Annotated in this window: 15 protein-coding genes and 1 riboswitch; of the genes, 13 read left to right on the top strand and 2 right to left on the bottom strand. The window is 56.6% G+C overall.

The genetic code is table 11. The annotated features are described in order from the left end of the window. Positions 1–8 precede the first annotated feature (8 nt). From AADV58_RS11350 to galE, 11 genes are all read left to right on the top strand, one after another. Positions 9–947 (top strand): glycosyltransferase family 1 protein, encoded by a 939-nt coding sequence (locus AADV58_RS11350; protein ID WP_341743224.1) that lies wholly within the window; start codon positions 9–11, stop codon positions 945–947. Further along, the gene (locus AADV58_RS11345; RefSeq protein WP_341743223.1) at positions 925–2,952 is read left to right on the top strand and encodes a right-handed parallel beta-helix repeat-containing protein; all 2,028 of its coding nucleotides are present in this window, start codon (positions 925–927) and stop codon (positions 2,950–2,952) included. The genes AADV58_RS11350 and AADV58_RS11345 overlap by 23 nt, the downstream gene beginning before the upstream one ends. Before the next feature lie 15 nt (positions 2,953–2,967). Further along, a complete protein-coding gene (locus AADV58_RS11340) occupies positions 2,968–4,200 on the top strand; it encodes a glycosyltransferase WbuB (RefSeq protein ID WP_341743222.1) in 1,233 nt (410 codons plus the stop codon). Between the two features lie 13 nt (positions 4,201–4,213). After that, positions 4,214–4,771 (top strand): NUDIX domain-containing protein, encoded by a 558-nt coding sequence (locus tag AADV58_RS11335; RefSeq protein WP_341743221.1) that lies wholly within the window; start codon positions 4,214–4,216, stop codon positions 4,769–4,771. A gap of 143 nt (positions 4,772–4,914) precedes the next feature. Continuing rightward, on the top strand, positions 4,915–5,811 hold the full coding sequence (locus AADV58_RS11330) for a hypothetical protein (RefSeq protein WP_341743220.1): 897 nt from the start codon (positions 4,915–4,917) through the stop codon (positions 5,809–5,811). A 17-nt stretch (positions 5,812–5,828) separates the two neighbouring features. After that, a complete protein-coding gene (locus AADV58_RS11325) occupies positions 5,829–7,271 on the top strand; it encodes a mannose-1-phosphate guanylyltransferase/mannose-6-phosphate isomerase (RefSeq protein ID WP_341743219.1) in 1,443 nt (480 codons plus the stop codon). 4 nt (positions 7,272–7,275) lie between these two features. Continuing rightward, positions 7,276–8,079: a hypothetical protein gene (locus AADV58_RS11320; RefSeq protein ID WP_341743218.1), complete on the top strand. Its 804-nt coding sequence runs from the start codon at positions 7,276–7,278 to the stop codon at positions 8,077–8,079. 116 nt (positions 8,080–8,195) lie between these two features. Continuing rightward, entirely contained in the window at positions 8,196–9,158 is a 963-nt protein-coding gene (locus AADV58_RS11315) for a VanZ family protein (RefSeq protein ID WP_341744548.1), read from the top strand. A 95-nt stretch (positions 9,159–9,253) separates the two neighbouring features. Beyond that, positions 9,254–10,669: an undecaprenyl-phosphate glucose phosphotransferase gene (locus tag AADV58_RS11310; RefSeq protein ID WP_341743217.1), complete on the top strand. Its 1,416-nt coding sequence runs from the start codon at positions 9,254–9,256 to the stop codon at positions 10,667–10,669. A gap of 54 nt (positions 10,670–10,723) precedes the next feature. Next, a complete protein-coding gene (locus AADV58_RS11305) occupies positions 10,724–11,827 on the top strand; it encodes an NDP-sugar synthase (protein WP_341743216.1) in 1,104 nt (367 codons plus the stop codon). Positions 11,828–11,899: 72 nt separating this feature from the next. Continuing rightward, entirely contained in the window at positions 11,900–12,877 is a 978-nt protein-coding gene (gene galE / locus AADV58_RS11300) for a UDP-glucose 4-epimerase GalE (RefSeq protein WP_028995080.1), read from the top strand. A 94-nt stretch (positions 12,878–12,971) separates the two neighbouring features. Here the strand turns inward: galE and AADV58_RS11295 are convergent, their stop codons facing one another. Beyond that, positions 12,972–13,268 (bottom strand): type II toxin-antitoxin system RelE/ParE family toxin, encoded by a 297-nt coding sequence (locus tag AADV58_RS11295; RefSeq protein ID WP_341743215.1) that lies wholly within the window; start codon positions 13,266–13,268, stop codon positions 12,972–12,974. After that, entirely contained in the window at positions 13,265–13,492 is a 228-nt protein-coding gene (locus tag AADV58_RS11290; protein ID WP_341743214.1) for an addiction module protein, read from the bottom strand. The genes AADV58_RS11295 and AADV58_RS11290 overlap by 4 nt, the downstream gene beginning before the upstream one ends. A gap of 164 nt (positions 13,493–13,656) precedes the next feature. On the opposite strand from AADV58_RS11290, the gene AADV58_RS11285 reads away from it, so the two are divergent. Both AADV58_RS11285 and AADV58_RS11280 read left to right on the top strand, forming a co-directional pair. Beyond that, positions 13,657–15,060 (top strand): MBL fold metallo-hydrolase, encoded by a 1,404-nt coding sequence (locus tag AADV58_RS11285; protein ID WP_341743213.1) that lies wholly within the window; start codon positions 13,657–13,659, stop codon positions 15,058–15,060. A 54-nt stretch (positions 15,061–15,114) separates the two neighbouring features. Then, positions 15,115–15,194, top strand: a riboswitch (cyclic di-GMP riboswitch). Between the two features lie 84 nt (positions 15,195–15,278). Continuing rightward, on the top strand, positions 15,279–15,512 hold the full coding sequence (locus AADV58_RS11280; protein WP_157272483.1) for a hypothetical protein: 234 nt from the start codon (positions 15,279–15,281) through the stop codon (positions 15,510–15,512). Positions 15,513–15,517 lie beyond the last annotated feature (5 nt).

The following is a 15,517-nucleotide window of genomic DNA, read 5'->3' as shown; positions in this document are numbered from 1 at the left end:
CCGAGTTGATGAAAAACTACCAGTCAAGCGGATTGGACTATAAGTTCTTAAATTATAGTTCAGAATTTTCTTTTCCTAACTCAATTGAGTGTTATCCAAGAGTTGGCGAAAGATATCGTTTATGTCCTGTCGATAATTTGCTTGGTGTTTCTGTATTTCATTCGACTTATTATCGTCTTCCATCAATTTCGAATGTTTCTGTTGTAACTACTGTTCATGATTTTATTTATGAAATTCAAGTCGGAGGAATAAAAGCTCTTGTTCATTCATTTCAAAAAAATAGGGCAATTCGCGCTTCAGATCGAATAATTTGTATATCTGAGAATACGAAGCATGATTTATTACATTTCTTGCCTGATGTTTCCGAAGATCGAATCTCAGTGGTTTATAACGGAGTGAGTGATGATTACTATAAGCTAGGTGATACGGAGTACGATAACTACGCATTATTTGTTGGTGCACGTGGTGGATACAAAAATTTTAAATTCGCTGTAGACCTTGTTTCGACTATCCCTGGGTTGGCTCTTTGTATAGTCGGTGGTGGAAAATTAAATAGTTCTGAGCTTGATTACTTGAATAGTAAAATTGGTGGTCGATTTAGGGCTCTGGGGTATGTTAATGTTCATGATTTAAACTTGTTATATAACAAAGCGTTGTGCCTGATATACCCTTCATCATACGAGGGATTTGGTATTCCGGTTGTTGAGGCAATGAAGGCTGGTTGCCCTGTGGTAGCACTTAATAAGTCATCTATCCCAGAAATTGCCGGTGGGGCAGCTCTTCTCGGAGAGAGTCTTGATGTTGATTATTTTCACGATATGGTTATGGAGCTCTATAAAGATAAATTTCGTTCATTTTACGTAAATGCTGGCTTGGGAAATAGCGAAAGATTTTCTTGGGCTAAGTGCGCAAAGGAAACATTGAATGTTTATTCTGAGCTACGTTAGACCGTATTTATTGAGATTGTTGTTGGTCGTTGGGGTTTTTTATTCAAATATTTCAGTTGCAGTGGATTTTTATATACAAGAAGATGGGTGTGATTGTTATGATGGGCTCCATAGTACTCATATTTTAGGTACAAATAGTGGCCCTTTAGCATCGGTTTTTGGGATTCGGTCTGCTATTGAAAAATATAGAGCAAACGAGTTGGTAGCCTCCAATGAGGAGGTTGTCGTCAATGTCGGTCAAGGGGATTTTTATTTTGATAAGGAATTTGTGGTAAATGAGCAGTTGATTGGAGGGTGGGCTGGATTCAAGATTCGAGCACAGGCAGGTGCGGCTCCTCGTTTTATTGGGGGGCTTCGAAAAAGTGGGTTTGAATTGGTTCGAGAGGGGTTATTTAAAATAAGTGGTTTGAGCGGCATTGATGAAGTTGAGCGAATCTATGTCAATGGAGCTCCGGCTGTACGAGCAAGATACCCTAATTACGGAAATGAATTATTGGTACAGGCTTATCCAAAAAACATTGATAAAAATAGCGCATTGAGAAGAAGTGAGTTGTATTTGGATTCTGATGCTGCACAATTCCTGGCTAAGTTAAATTTTTTTGAAGAAAAAATTGATTTATTTGCTCGGCACTCTTGGGAAATATCTATAAATAGAGTGAGGCAGTTTCTACCCAGTGATGGCAGGGTTATTTTAGGTAATGCGGCCCGCTGGCCATTTTTGCATTTTGGGAAGAGACAGTTAGTTTATTTGGAGAATTCTTTCGCTTTTTTGGATGCTCCTGGTGAATTTTATTTTGATGAATTCAGCAAAGATTTGTTCTATGTACCAAGAATTGGTGAGGTTGAGCGTGATTTAGAAGTTATTGTTCCGCTGGTTGACAGATTAATTGTGTTTGAAGGTAGTGCAGGAAATAAGCTTAATAATGTTGGTATTGATGGTATATTTTTTGGCTACACTAGGGGGGTGAGCAGAGGGCTTTATGATGAGCCACAAGCTGCAGTTGGTCTTCCTGCTGTAATTGAGGCTTCGCATGTAGAGAGCTTAGCTATTAGCAACTGCGTATTTGAGAATTACGGTGCTTATGGCGTATGGTTCAAAAAAGGTGTTGTTGGCTCTAAGGTTGAGGGTAATGTTTTTTCCAGCGGAGATGGGGGGGCAATTAAGATTGGTTGGTATCATGATGTTGCTAGTGATGCAGATTACACACAAAGTAATTTAATTTACGATAACAATATTTTTAATATTGGACTTCGTTACCACGGTGCCGTTGCTATTTGGATTGGTCAGTCTGGTTATAATGTTGTTTTTAACAACAGGATTAATGATACTTCATACACAGGTATTTCAGTTGGTTGGCGTTGGGGTTATGGATCGAGTTTGGCAAAGGGTAATATTATTATACGTAATTCGCTTGAGGGTGTTGGTGGCGGTCTTTTAAGCGATTTGGCAGCAATCTACCTTCTGGGGCCTTCACCCGGGACCCAGGTTGTGGGTAACTATATATATAGAGTCTCAGCTTCAGATGGTTACGGTCCTGGTGCTTGGGGTATATATGCAGATCAAGGTGCCTCAGATATTATTATCGATAATAACTTTATTTCGGAAGCTGCAAATGGATGTTTCCATTTGCATTATGGAAGAAATAATTTGTTAGTTAATAATTTTTTCTATTTCTGTGGTTATTCTGGGCAGCTTAAGCAAACTAGGTTTGAAGATCATGAATCGTTTTTGTTTTTAAATAACATCGTTGTTTGGGATTGTGGGCCGCTGTATTCGGGACGTTTGGGTGGTAGTTTTTCTGGTAATTTTTTTTCAAAAAATGATTGTTTGTTAGCCGAAGATGTTCAATATTCTAATAATGGCCGCAATTATGGTTTTGATTTTCAGATTCATCACGGCGTTGGTTTATATTTAGATGGTAATTCGGTTTATTTGCGAGATCGTTTTATTGGCGAAATTCCTGAGGTGGGATTTGATTTTAGCTATGTTGGGTCTTTTCATTAGTTTAGAAGGGCTGACTTGAATATCACAATTTATACACTTAATTTTTATCCAGAGCTTACTGGGATCGGAAAATACAGTGGCGAAATGGCTATATGGCTTGCGCGTGCCGGCCATAGGGTTAGCGTGGTTACAGCTCCGCCCTATTATCCAGAGTGGAAAGTAATTTCTAGTTACTCATCCAGTGCATTTCGGCGTGAGTTGGTTGCTGGTGTAGATGTATGCCGTTGTCCGCTCTGGGTGCCGGTTCGTCCTTCTGGCTTGAAGCGATTGATCCATCTGGGGTCTTTTGCGCTTTCTTCATTGCCGGTGATGTTGCGTCAGGTCTTCTGGCGCCCGGATGTGGTGTGGGTGGTGGCCCCGGCTTTCTTTTGTGCGCCCGGTGCGTGGTTGACTGCTCGTTTGAGCGGGGCGCCGGTCTGGTTGCATGTGCAGGATTACGAGGTGGATGCGGCCTTTGATCTCGGCTTGCTCAAGGGGGAGCGGATCAAGCGTTTTGTCTTGGCCGTTGAGCGTTTCATCTTCAAGCGTTTTGATGTGGTGTCGACCATCTCCGGTCGTATGCTGGACCGTGCCTTGAGCAAGGGGGTTCGGGCGGATCGGGCGGTGATGTTTCCCAATTGGGTGGATATTTCTTCCATTCATCCCCGCTTGGCGGGTGGTGGCTACCGGGCTGAGTTGGGTTTTGCGGCCGACGATGTGGTGGCGCTGTATTCCGGCAATATGGGGAACAAGCAGGGGCTGGAGATTTTGGCCGATGCGGCGCGTTTGCTGGTGAGTAGCCCCAAGCTACGCTTTGTTTTTTGCGGCAATGGTGCGGGGCGGGCTGATCTGGAGGCGCGTTGTGCGGGTTTGCCGAATGTGACCTTCCTGGATTTGCAGCCGCTGGAGCGCCTGGGTGATCTGCTCACATGTGCCGACATTCATTTGCTTCCCCAGCGGGCGGATGCGGCTGATCTGGTGATGCCGTCCAAATTGACCGGCATGCTGGCGAGTGGCCGCCCGGTGGTGGTTACGGCGCATCCGGGTACCGAGGTGGCGCGGGTGGTGGAAGGCTGTGGTCGGGTTGTGCCGCCGGAACAGGCGGAGGTGTTCGCCAATGCGATTGCTGCCTTGGCGGACGATGCCGAACAGCGTGCTAATTTTGGTGTTGCCGCGCGGCGTTATGCAGAAGAAAACCTGGACAAGGACGCAGTGTTGCGCCGGTTCGAGGCGGAACTGTTGAAGCTGGCCGGCAAGGCTGCTTCGTGAGTGTGAGGCCGGCATGATTGTCCCGACGCAAACAGAATTCCACAACGCCATGCAGGCTCTGCCGCTGGTGTCGGTGGACTGGGTGGTGGTGGATGTCGATGGCCGGGTGTTGACCGGCTGGCGCGAGAATGCGCCGGCGCGGCATTGCTGGTTTACGCCGGGCGGGCGGATTCGCAAGGGCGAGCCTTTGCAGGCTGCGCTGGCGCGGGTGGCGGCGGTTGAACTGGGCGTGGATGATGCTACTGCGCAGGCCTGGGCGGGCCGGGCGCGGTTGATGGGCGTGTGGGACCATTTCTACCCGGATAGCGCGTTTTGCGCGAACACGCCGACGCATTACGTGAATTTGCCGCATTGTCTGGTGCTGGATGCTGCCGAGTCGGTGGTCTTGAAACTGGCCTTGCCGGGCAAGCTGCAGGCGGTGGATGGGCCGCAGGCGGCTTATCTGGCCCAGCACGGCGCCTGGCGCTGGCTCAGCCCGGCTGAAGATGCGGCGCATGAGCAGCCTGCGCATGCGTATGTTCAGCCGTATTTGCGCTGGGTGGCGGAGTTGATTCAGAGGAGCGTACGTTGAGGCGGGGCCCTCCAGAAAGCCAAAGCCCCGCACGGGGCGGGGCTTTGACTCGTATCACGAGGGCACGACCAGTTGCCTGGAAAACCCTTGTCTCAAGGCCCTCTATTGTAATGATCAATGACGGAATTACAAGCGACTGAATCATGCTTGACCACTTGGCGGAACCTCGTGTTGATGCAGTAAGGCGCTTTTTCAGGGCGGAGTCTGATCGCGAGCTGTTGGGTTGTTATGCATGGTGTCAGTGTGTTTCTGCGGGGTTGTTGCCAATACTCGGGGATTTCGAGGTGGCGCTTCGTAATGCACTGCATCGTGCCTTCTCAGTCTATTTCGGCTGCGATACATGGATGTTGACCCGGCCGAATCCGGCAGCGCATCGAAGTCCGGTTGCAAAACCACTTCCGGCTGCTCACAAGATGCCGACTTACATGCAGCAGGATGTGCAGCGCGCCGCAGATAAAATCAGACGGCGCAAGGGCAATGTGCTGCCTGACGATGTTGTCGCGGCATTGCCTTTCGGGTTTTGGGAGCAGTTGATCAACAGTCTCGGGCACAAGTCGCATCCGGCAGATTTGCAAGGTGCGGTACTGTCTTCGGTTTTTCCCAATGCACCCTGTGTTGCCCCTGATGATTACGGCACCAAGGATTTTCGTGAGCGAACTGTTGCACTAATGGGGCAACTGCGTGATGTGCGCAACCGGATTGGTCATCATGATTCGATATGGGCCGTACCTGAGTTCGATTTGTTTGGTAAGCGGGGCTTCATTCCGCGTCGGCCAAGGCATACCGTTACCAGTTTGAAGTTGTTTGCCGAGAGGTTGGCTTGGTTTGCTGGCTGGATCGATCCATCTATTCCCGTCTACATGAGGCGATCTGACCATTGGTGGTCTTTCATGTCTTTGTTGGACCAGCAAGCGTTGCTGATCTACCGGCAAACGGGGGGAAGGATTGGTAGCTATGAACAGGTGTTGCGACGTAAAGCTAATGTGTCGCCCCTGGTATTGAGCTTGCGCAAGCCCTCGTTTCACAAGTGTTTTTATTGATTGAGAGTTACAAAAAAATGAACGTTCAACCTTTGATCCTGTGCGGCGGTTCGGGTACCCGGATGTGGCCGCTTTCTCGTGAGCAGTTTCCCAAGCAGTTGCTGAGTCTGGCGGGTGAGAGTTCGATGCTGCAGGCCACGGTGCAGCGGCTGAAGGGTTTGCCGCTGGCGGGGGCCGGGTTGGCGGCGCCGATTTTGATCGGCAACGAGGAATACCGTTTTCTGATGGCCGAGCAGTTGCGCCAGATTGGCGTGCGGCATGGCGGGATGTTGCTGGAACCCTGCGGGCGCAATACAGCGCCGGCTTTGACGCTGGGCGCTTTGCTGGCGCGGGCGGGCGGTGACGATCCGGTGCTGGTGATCATGCCGGCCGATCACGTGATCCAGGATGAAGCGGCTTTCCGGGCGGCGGTGGCGCTGGCCTTGCCGCTGGCGGATGCGGGCAAGCTGGTGACTTTCGGCATTTGCCCGACGGCGCCGGAAACGGGTTATGGCTATATCCGCGTGGGCGATTCGCTGGGCGAGGGCGCGAGCCTGGTCGAGCAGTTTGTCGAAAAGCCGGATCAGGCGACGGCGCAGCGCTATCTGGATAGCGGCCAGTATCTGTGGAATGGCGGCATTTTCGTGATCAAGGCGTCGGTGTGGCTGGCCAAGATGGCGCAGTGCCGGCCGGACATTCTGGCGGCGTGCGAAGCGGCGTTTGCTGGTCGGCAGCAGGACATGGATTTTGTGCGGCCGGACAAGGCAGCGTTTGCGGCTTGCCCGTCGGAGTCCATCGACTATGCGGTGATGGAGCCGCTGACGGCCGCCGGCAAGAATACCGGCGAGGTGGCGGTGGTGCCGCTGGCTGCGCGCTGGTCGGATGTCGGCGCCTGGAGCGCGCTGTGGGAGATCGGTGACAAGGACGAAGCCGGCAACGTCTTCAAGGGCGATGTGCTGGCGGTCGATACCGCGAATTCGCTGGTGATGTCGAGCAGCCGGCTGGTGGCAACGGTGGGGCTGCAGGATGTGGTCGTGGTGGAAACCGACGACGCCATCCTGGTGGCGGACCGCAATCAGATCCAGAAGGTGAAGGATGTGGTCGGCCAGTTGAAGGCGGCGGGGCGTTCGGAAACCAATGCCCACCGCAAGGTTCATCGGCCCTGGGGCTGGTACGACAGCATCGATTTCGGTTCGCGCTTCCAGGTCAAGCGCATCGTGGTCAATCCGGGTGGCGTGCTGTCGCTGCAGATGCACCACCACCGCGCCGAGCACTGGATCGTGGTTTCCGGCACGGCGCGGGTGACCAAGGGCGACGAGACTTTCCTGGTGTCGGAGAACGAATCGACCTACATCCCGCTGGGCACCACGCACCGCCTGGAAAACCCCGGCAAGCTGCCGCTGGAGATGATCGAGGTGCAGAGCGGGTCTTACCTGGGCGAGGATGACATCGTAAGGTTTGAGGATCGGTACGGGCGGTAAATCGATGATCCGTTCCAAGGGCTTTCCGCTTTCTCTGTCCGCTGCGCATTTATGGCGGGATGATGCACCGCTGAAGTCTCACTATGCGTATCAAAAGGCCAAGGCCGGCGACAAGGATGCCGCGCTGGAGCTGGTGGTGGATTTGGCGGTTACCTGGGTCAGCGGGCTGCGTGAGAGATTGAAGCCCGCGTTGGTTTACGTTTCTCCCCATGCGCAGGAAGCTACTGGCGATAACGCGATTCCGCAAACGCTGGCGGCTGTGTGTGCGACGCTTCTGGAAGGTGATGTCGATACAGGGATCGTGCAATCCGATCGTGTCTATCACACGGGGGCTGATCCCATGGAGCGGATGGCAGCGAGAGCACAGTTCTTCGGCAAGGTAACGCCGGGCGCCGAATATGTGTTGGTCGATGATGTGACCAATCTGGGTGGAACTCTGGCAGAATTATCGAACTATATTCAGGTCCAAGGTGGTGTGGTCAGGGATGTGGTGGTTCTGGTGAACGCGGGGCGCAACCCGGCGCTGGTGCCAGAAAAGAAGTTTGTCAGGTTGATCAAGGAGCGGTTTGATGAAGAATTCACAGCAACATTCGGCATCGAGCCCGAAGCACTCACCGCCAACGAAGCGCAGTACCTTGTTGGCTTCCAATCAATTGACCAAATCCGAAATCGACTCGCTGCAGCAGAGCAAGAAATCGATTGCCGCCTACGTTCAAAAGGAATTACACGAACGTCTGAAGAAACACCATCTGGAGCACTTGCTGATAAAGGCTTGAGTTTGCCTGGCCAGGAGGCCGGGGATCTGTAACCTCACATAACCGCATCGTGTCGTCGGGCATGCTGCGGTTTTTTTGTGGTGGCGTTGGACAAGATGGGCGGGGTTGGGTGAGGGACTTTTTTTCCTGGGTTTTACTGGTGGCGGCAATGGCCGCGACCTTGCTGCTGAATTTGCCCGAGGTGCGTTATTCCACCCTGGCATCGGTGATGCCGACGCTGGCGGATGAGGGCTTGCGCCGGCTCGGTGAGCCGGTGTTGACGCCTTTGCCTGATGGCTTTGCCCTCTCTGCGGCGGATATCGATAAAACGCGCGGTCTGGCCTGGGCTTTGCCGATGGCGGATGGGGCGCTGGCGGTGCGGGTGCAGGCTGAGGTGGCGCTGGACGCTGTGGGTGAGGGCGAGAAAGCCTGGCATCGGGCGATGTTGTCGGTGCGTATGGTCGATGCGCTGGGCAAGGGGCATGAGCGGGCGGCGTTCATCGGTGCCGGGACGCAGGCCGGGGCGGTGGATTCGGTGATCCTGCTGGTGCCGGAAACCAGCGAGCTGCAGTTGATGGCGCGTTTGCTGCGGGTGCCCGGTACGTTTTCCGTGAGTGAGTTACGGCTGTCCTGGCTGGTGGAGCGTGCCTGGGTATCGCCGGCTTTGCTGGCCTTGTGGGTGCTGTGGCTGGTGGCCTTCGGCGCCTTGCTGGCGCACTGGCTGCACGCGGCGCGTTACCGGGCCGGGCTGGTGCTGGCGTTTGCTCTGGTGCTGGCGGCGGTGGCGATGCCGGGCGAGTGGCGCAATGTGCTGCAGTTGCAGGTAACGGCCTGGGTGCATGGCTGGCTGGACTGGCTGGGCTGGGTGCTTCCCGAGGCCGAGGGGCGCGGGCTTTCGGATTACGTGCATTTCCTGATGTTTGCCTTGCTGGGCGCTGCCTTGGCGGTGGCGCGGCGCGATCTGGCGGCGTGGCGGCTGATCGGTGGCCTGATTTTGCTTGGCGCGGCGACCGAGGCGATGCAGTTTCTGGTGCCGGGCCGCGAGGGCGGCTGGCTCGATGTCGGCCTGGATGCGGGCGGGGCGATGCTGGGGGTGTTGGTGACTCGCCTGGGTCTTATGCGCATGGCTTGATTGGCTATGATCTACGTCATATATGACTATTTTTGTCATCATGGCATCATCGTAATGTGATCACATTGTCACTGTTGCGTTGATTGGTTTCTATCATGGCTGCGATGTCTGGCGGGTTGGTTCGGCCCCATAGTTCGAAAATCGGTTTCTTCCACCGGGTGCTTGATGCTTCGGTGATCCTGTTCTCTCTGGTGCTGGCGCTTGAGCTGACGCGTGGCCTGGAGTTTTCGGCAAAGTATGCGCAGGCCGGTGTCTGGGGCGTGATGCTGTTCCTGATGATTGGCGGGGCCAAGCATCTGTATTCTTCCTGGCGCCTGGTGCCGGTTCATGAGGCCGTGACGGCAACGCTGGTGACCTGGTGCTGGACCGCCGTGGCATTGGTGTTCATCGCTTTCCTGGGCAAGACTTCGGCGGATTATTCGCGGATGGCGGTGCTGACCTGGTTCGCGCTGGCGCCCTTGTTGCTGGCGGCGGTTCGGGTGATTCTGCGCATGGTCTTGAACGGCCTGCGCACCAACGGGCGCAATACCCGGACGCTGGCGATTGCCGGCAAGACCAAGCTGGGCAAGCAGGTGGTCGACAAGGTCGAGCAGACGCCCTGGCTGGGGATGCGCTTCATCGGTTATTACGACGACCGCCTGGCCAAGCGCGATTGCAAGCATGCCGCCGAGGATACGGAAGGCGTGGGCCGTTTCGAGGAGCTGGTGGCGCTGGCGCGCGAGGGCAAGGTGGATTACATCTACATCACCCTGCCGATGAAGGCGGAAAACCGCATCGTCGAGTTGGTGAATGCGCTGAGCGATACGACGGCGTCGGTGTATCTGGTGCCCAATTTCTTCGTTTTCGACCTGCTGCACGGCAAGATGAGCAGCCTGGACGGCATTCCGGTGCTGAGCCTGCATGAAAGCCCGTTCTACGGGGTGGATGGCTGGTTGAAGCGGCTGGAGGATATCGTGGTGGCGAGCTTGATCCTGCTGATCATCGCGCTGCCGATGGCGGTAATCGCGGCGGGCGTGAAGCTGACTTCGCCGGGGCCGGTGTTGTTCAAGCAGCGTCGTTACGGTTTGAACGGCGCTGTGGTCGAGGTGTGGAAGTTCCGCAGCATGACGGTGTGCGAGGATGGCGACAAGGTCATCCAGGCGCAGAAGGGCGACATGCGGATCACGCCGTTCGGGGCTTTCCTGCGGCGGACTTCCCTCGATGAGTTACCGCAGTTCTTCAACGTGCTGCAGGGGCAGATGTCGGTGGTCGGGCCGCGACCGCATGCGGTGGCGCACAACGAGCAGTATCGCCGGCTGATCCGGGGTTACATGCTGCGCCACAAGGTCAAGCCGGGGATCACGGGCTGGGCGCAGATCAGCGGCTGGCGCGGCGAGACCGAGACGCTGGACAAGATGGAAATGCGCGTGAAGTATGATCTTGATTACGTGCAGAACTGGTCTTTGTGGCTGGATATCAAGATCATCTTCCTGACGGTTTTCAAGGGTTTCATCAACAAGAACGCATATTGACGGTTGCCGCCGGGGCCGTCCGGCAGGCGATCCTTATCTCCAAGGGGAAATTCGATGGCAAAGGGAATGATTCTGGCCGCCGGCCAGGGCACGCGCGTGCGTCCGCTGACCAAGTTCGTGCCGAAGCCGATGGTGCCCATCCTGGGCAAGCCGGTACTGGAGTACCTGATCGAGCACCTGGCCCGCTACGGGGTGCGCGACATCATGATCAATGTGGCGTTCAACCATTACAAGATCGAAAACTACTTCGGCGACGGCCGGCGCTGGGATGTGAATCTCGGTTATTCCTTCGAGGGCGCGCGTGAGCATGGCGAGATCGTGCCCAAGGCCATGGGGTCGGCGGGCGGCATGCGCAAGATCCAGGATTTCGGCGGTTTCTTCGACGAGACGACGGTGGTGGTCTGCGGCGATGCGATTGTCGATATCGATCTCGGCGCGGCGCTGGCCGAGCACAAGAGCAAGGGGGCGCTGGTCAGCGTGGTGACGCTGGAGGTGCCGCTCGATCAGGTGCAGAACTACGGCGTGGTGGTGACGGATGACGAGGGCAGGGTGCTGTCCTTCCAGGAAAAGCCGAAGCCGGAAGAGGCGAAATCGCGCCTGGCGAGTACCGGCATCTATATTTTCGAGCCGGAAGTGCTGGACCTGATTCCGCAGGGCGTGCCGTTCGACATCGGCAGCGAGCTGTTCCCGATGCTGGTGGAGAAGGGCTTGCCGTTCTATGCGCAGAAGCGTTTCTTCAACTGGATCGACATCGGCCGCCTGAACGATTACTGGGAAGTCTCGCAGCGCGTGTTGCGCGGCGAGGTGGCGCAGATGGAGATGCCGGGCAAGGAAGTACAGCCGGGCGTCTGGGTCGGCCTGAATACGTCGATTGCCTGGGAGAGCTCGAAGCTGGTCGGGCCGATCTACATCGGTTCCAACGTGCGCATCGATCCCGGAGTGTCGATCATCGGCCCGGCCTGGATCGGCCACGGCAGCCACATCCGCTCGGGCACGCGCATCGAGCGCTGCATCGTGTTCGAATACACGCGTATCGGCGACGCCCAGACGATGAAGGAAATGATCGTCTCCCCCCAATACTGCGTCGGCCGCGACGGCGTCGCCCACTACCTGGGCGAAGACGCCAGCCCGTACCGCTGGGGTGATGCGCGGGGGTGAGGTAAATTGATGAGGTTGGAAGAGAAAAGGGGTCAGACCTCTATTTCAAGACCTCATTTGACGGAGCATTTGATGGCATTGCCGAATATTCTGGTTGTTGGTGGCGCGGGCTATATCGGTTCGCACATGGTCAAGCGCCTGGGCGAGCTCGGTTGCGGGGTGACGACCCTGGACAATCTTTCCAGCGGTCATCGCGATGCGGTGCTGGCCGGCGAGTTCGTGCATGGTGACATTGCCGACCGGCAATTGCTCGATGCCTTGTTCCGGCGCCGGCATTTCGATGCGGTGATGCATTTTGCGTCCTTCATCCAGGTGGGCGAGTCGATGCAGCAGCCGGCCCGGTATTACCAGAACAACGTGGTCAATACCTTGAACCTGCTGGATGCAATGCGTACCTTCGGGGTGGATAAGTTCATCTTTTCGTCGACGGCGGCGACTTTTGGCGAGCCGGCGTATTCGCCGATCGACGAGGCGCATCCGCAACAGCCGATCAATCCTTATGGCCGGACCAAGCTGATGATCGAGCAGGCGCTGGCGGATTACGACATGGCCTATGGCTTGAAATCGGTCTGTCTGCGCTATTTCAACGCTGCCGGGGCGGACCCTTCGGGGCTGCTGGGGGAGCGGCACGATCCGGAAACGCACCTGATTCCGCTGGTGTTGCAGGCGGCTTCAGGCCGTCGGCCGCATATTTCGGTGTTCGGGCGCGATTACGACACGCCGGACGGTACATGCATCCGCGATTACATCCATATCGCCGACCTGTGCGAGGCGCACTGGCTGGCGGTGCAGTCCTTGCTGAAGGGCGGCGCGAGCCAGTCGTTCAACCTGGGCAACGGCAATGGTTTTTCGGTGCAGCAGGTGATCGATACGGCGCGTCAGGTGACCGGGCGCGAGATCAAGGTGGTCGATGCGCCGCGCCGCGAGGGCGACCCGGCCCGGCTGGTGGCCGATTCGCGCCAAGCCAGGGAGAAACTGGGCTGGCAGCCGCAGTACGCCGACCTGGCAACCATCGTGGCGCATGCCTGGCAGTTCGAGGCGAAGCGCTAAAGTCCAAGGTGCGGGGTAAATGGGGTCAGATCCCTATTTCTTGCCTATTTTTCTGGCATTTCGATTTCGCTGCGGGCGTCATACCGGGTGTCGGTTAAAGACCGAGACGGTCATGCCAGTAGCCGGGCTTCTGCATCAAGTGCGGCACCGCCACAACAATGATTTCGGTTTCCAGCACCTCGTAGATAAAGGCGTAGGGGAATCGATGGAAGCGGCACTGCCGATACGGAAGCTCAACGGGGTGCCAAGCCTCCGGATGCTGTTCAATCAGCTTGCGAACATCCAAGGCTTCGTTTTTGAAGGTGACTGCCAGTTCAGGGTTAATCGCCTTGTAGTAGGCGGTTGCGGCCCGCAATTCGACTCGATCCAAGGGGAGGAAGCGTAACTTCACCGAAGGCTGGCTTCTAGTTCCGCGAAAACATCATCGGCATCGATAGCTTCAACTTTGCCTGCATTGAACTCAGCCATACGAGCTGCGGCTTCCAGGCTCCATGCCTTGTTCCAGTCTTCGTCAAGGGTGGAAAGCGAAGTCAGAATCCCTTCGACCAAGACCAGTTTCTCCGCCGCAGGGAGCTTCACCGCTTCGTCCAGAATTGATTGGGTTTGCTTCGTCATGGCAACTGCCTCCTGCAATTTCTTGACAGAAGTCTAGCACAGCCCCCCGTCGCTTTCCGCTAACACGATTAGACGGGAAAAATGGGGTCAGACCCCTATTTCACGCCGCTCAGCGCCTGATTCATGCGTTTGTCAATTATGTTGATTGCGTATAGCATTGCTGCGTGCGCGACTTTTCCATCCTTCATCACGGTGCCGCCGATGGTGTGACCGGTTCCTGCCACGAGCTTCGGCTGGCGGACGGGCGTGCCTTGCTGGTCGATTGCGGTTTGTTCCAGGGCGCGGAGTTGTCTGCCGACGGGGCGTCGGCGCGTTCGCCGGAAATCGATTTTCCGGTGGGCGGGGTGATGGCGCTGGTGGTCACCCATGTGCATATCGATCATGTGGGGCGCATTCCCTATTTGCTGGCGGCCGGGTTTCGTGGCCCCATCCTGTGCAGCGAGGCGTCGGCGATGCTGTTGCCGTTGATGCTGGAGGATGCGCTGGCCGTTGGCGCGACCAGTGATCGCCAGTTGATTGCCCGGGTGCTGGGGCAGATCGAGCGGCAGATGGTGGTTTTGCCGTACAAGACCTGGCATGCGCTGGCGCCGGGTTGGCGGGTGAAGCTGCAGCCGGCCGGGCATATCCTGGGTTCGGCGTATGTCGAGGTGCAGTTGCACGACGGCCTGGCGCCGTCTTCGCCGGATGGCGAGTGGCGGGTGGTGTTTTCCGGGGATCTGGGCGCGCCCTACACGGCCTTGCTGCCGGCGCCGCGGGCACCGTGGCGGGGCGATGTGGTGGTGCTGGAGAGTACCTACGGCGACCGCCTGCATGCCGGGCGCTCGGATCGACGCCGGCAGTTGCGTTTGCTGGTCGAGCGGGCGTTGCGCAATCGCGGCACGGTGCTGGTGCCGGCCTTCAGCATCGGCCGGACGCAGGAGCTGCTGTACGACCTGGAGGCGATCATTGCCGCACGCGATAGTGCCGATGGCTTTGACTGGTCGTCGCTGGAGGTGATCGTCGATTCGCCGCTGGCGGCGCGTTTGACCGAGTCGTACCGCAAGCTGCGCCACCTGTGGGACGCCGAGGCGCGCCGGCGCGTGGCGCATGGCCGGCATCCGCTGGCGTTCGAGCAGTTGTATACGGTCGACACGCATGCCGAGCATCTGGCCACGGTCGATTACCTGACGCGCACGGCTCGGCCGGCGCTGGTGATCGCCGCCGGCGGCATGTGCACCGGCGGCCGGGTGGTGAATTACCTCAAGGCCATGCTCGGCGACGCACGCCACGATGTGGTGTTCGTCGGTTACCAGGCGGCAGGCACGCCGGGCGCCGCCATCCAGAAATACGGCCCGCGTGGCGGTTATGTGGAACTCGACGGCAAGCGCTACGACATCCGCGCCGCCGTGCATACGCTGGGCGGTTATTCGGCGCACGCCGACCAGGGCGACCTGGTCCGCTTCCTCAAACGCATGCGCCACCATCCCGCCGAAGTCCGCCTGGTGCACGGCGACGCCCCGGCGAGAACGGCGCTGGCAGCGGCGATCAAGGCGGAGCTGCCGGGTGTGCGGGTGGTTCGGTCGATTTGATTTGACTATTGGAGCAATAGTTGACGGTTGTACTCGGGATAGCTAGAGTGCGCTCGTGATCAACGGCAAACCTGTGGCGACACAGGGACGCAAAGCCTCCGGTCTGAATTCATTCAGATAGCGGGGTTGCCCTAGATCTCGGCCATCTGCCGAGACAATCCGCCAGGTCAGGCGGAGCGCTCCAAGGATGGTCTTTCCAACAGTTGCAAGGAAAGATCATGAACAAGCACACCCTCTCTCCCGCGCCTTTGTATGTGGTTCCCGGTCGCACGCTGCCGCGTCGTCCTGCTTCGAGCGGTCGTTTTCTCCGTGTCGTCGTGCCGGCGCTGCTGATGCAGGGCGCTGGCCTGGTGCTGGCCATGGAATTCATCCCGGCGGTGTATGGCGAGGCGGTCTCGGGGCTGTTCGGTCAGGTGTCCGATGCCTTGGCAATGGCGCTGGCGCGGCACTGATTCCG

The sequence above is a fragment of the Azonexus hydrophilus genome (assembly GCF_038368255.1).
GTDB lineage: Bacteria > Pseudomonadota > Gammaproteobacteria > Burkholderiales > Rhodocyclaceae > Azonexus > Azonexus hydrophilus.
This window is presented reverse-complemented; position numbering and strand designations above follow the sequence as displayed.

Excerpts from the sequence above, each read along its gene's own strand:
- AADV58_RS11350 (WP_341743224.1), top strand. The coding sequence starts at position 9 with ATGAAAAACTACCAGTCAAGCGGATTGGACTATAAGTTCTTAAATTAT.
- AADV58_RS11345 (WP_341743223.1), top strand. The coding sequence starts at position 925 with ATGTTTATTCTGAGCTACGTTAGACCGTATTTATTGAGATTGTTGTTG.
- AADV58_RS11335 (WP_341743221.1), top strand. The coding sequence starts at position 4,214 with ATGATTGTCCCGACGCAAACAGAATTCCACAACGCCATGCAGGCTCTG.
- AADV58_RS11330 (WP_341743220.1), top strand. The coding sequence starts at position 4,915 with ATGCTTGACCACTTGGCGGAACCTCGTGTTGATGCAGTAAGGCGCTTT.
- AADV58_RS11325 (WP_341743219.1), top strand. The coding sequence starts at position 5,829 with ATGAACGTTCAACCTTTGATCCTGTGCGGCGGTTCGGGTACCCGGATG.
- AADV58_RS11320 (WP_341743218.1), top strand. The coding sequence starts at position 7,276 with ATGATCCGTTCCAAGGGCTTTCCGCTTTCTCTGTCCGCTGCGCATTTA.
- AADV58_RS11315 (WP_341744548.1), top strand. The coding sequence starts at position 8,196 with ATGGCCGCGACCTTGCTGCTGAATTTGCCCGAGGTGCGTTATTCCACC.
- AADV58_RS11310 (WP_341743217.1), top strand. The coding sequence starts at position 9,254 with ATGGCTGCGATGTCTGGCGGGTTGGTTCGGCCCCATAGTTCGAAAATC.
- AADV58_RS11305 (WP_341743216.1), top strand. The coding sequence starts at position 10,724 with ATGGCAAAGGGAATGATTCTGGCCGCCGGCCAGGGCACGCGCGTGCGT.
- galE (WP_028995080.1), top strand. The coding sequence starts at position 11,900 with ATGGCATTGCCGAATATTCTGGTTGTTGGTGGCGCGGGCTATATCGGT.
- AADV58_RS11290 (WP_341743214.1), bottom strand. The coding sequence starts at position 13,492 with ATGACGAAGCAAACCCAATCAATTCTGGACGAAGCGGTGAAGCTCCCT.
- AADV58_RS11280 (WP_157272483.1), top strand. The coding sequence starts at position 15,279 with ATGAACAAGCACACCCTCTCTCCCGCGCCTTTGTATGTGGTTCCCGGT.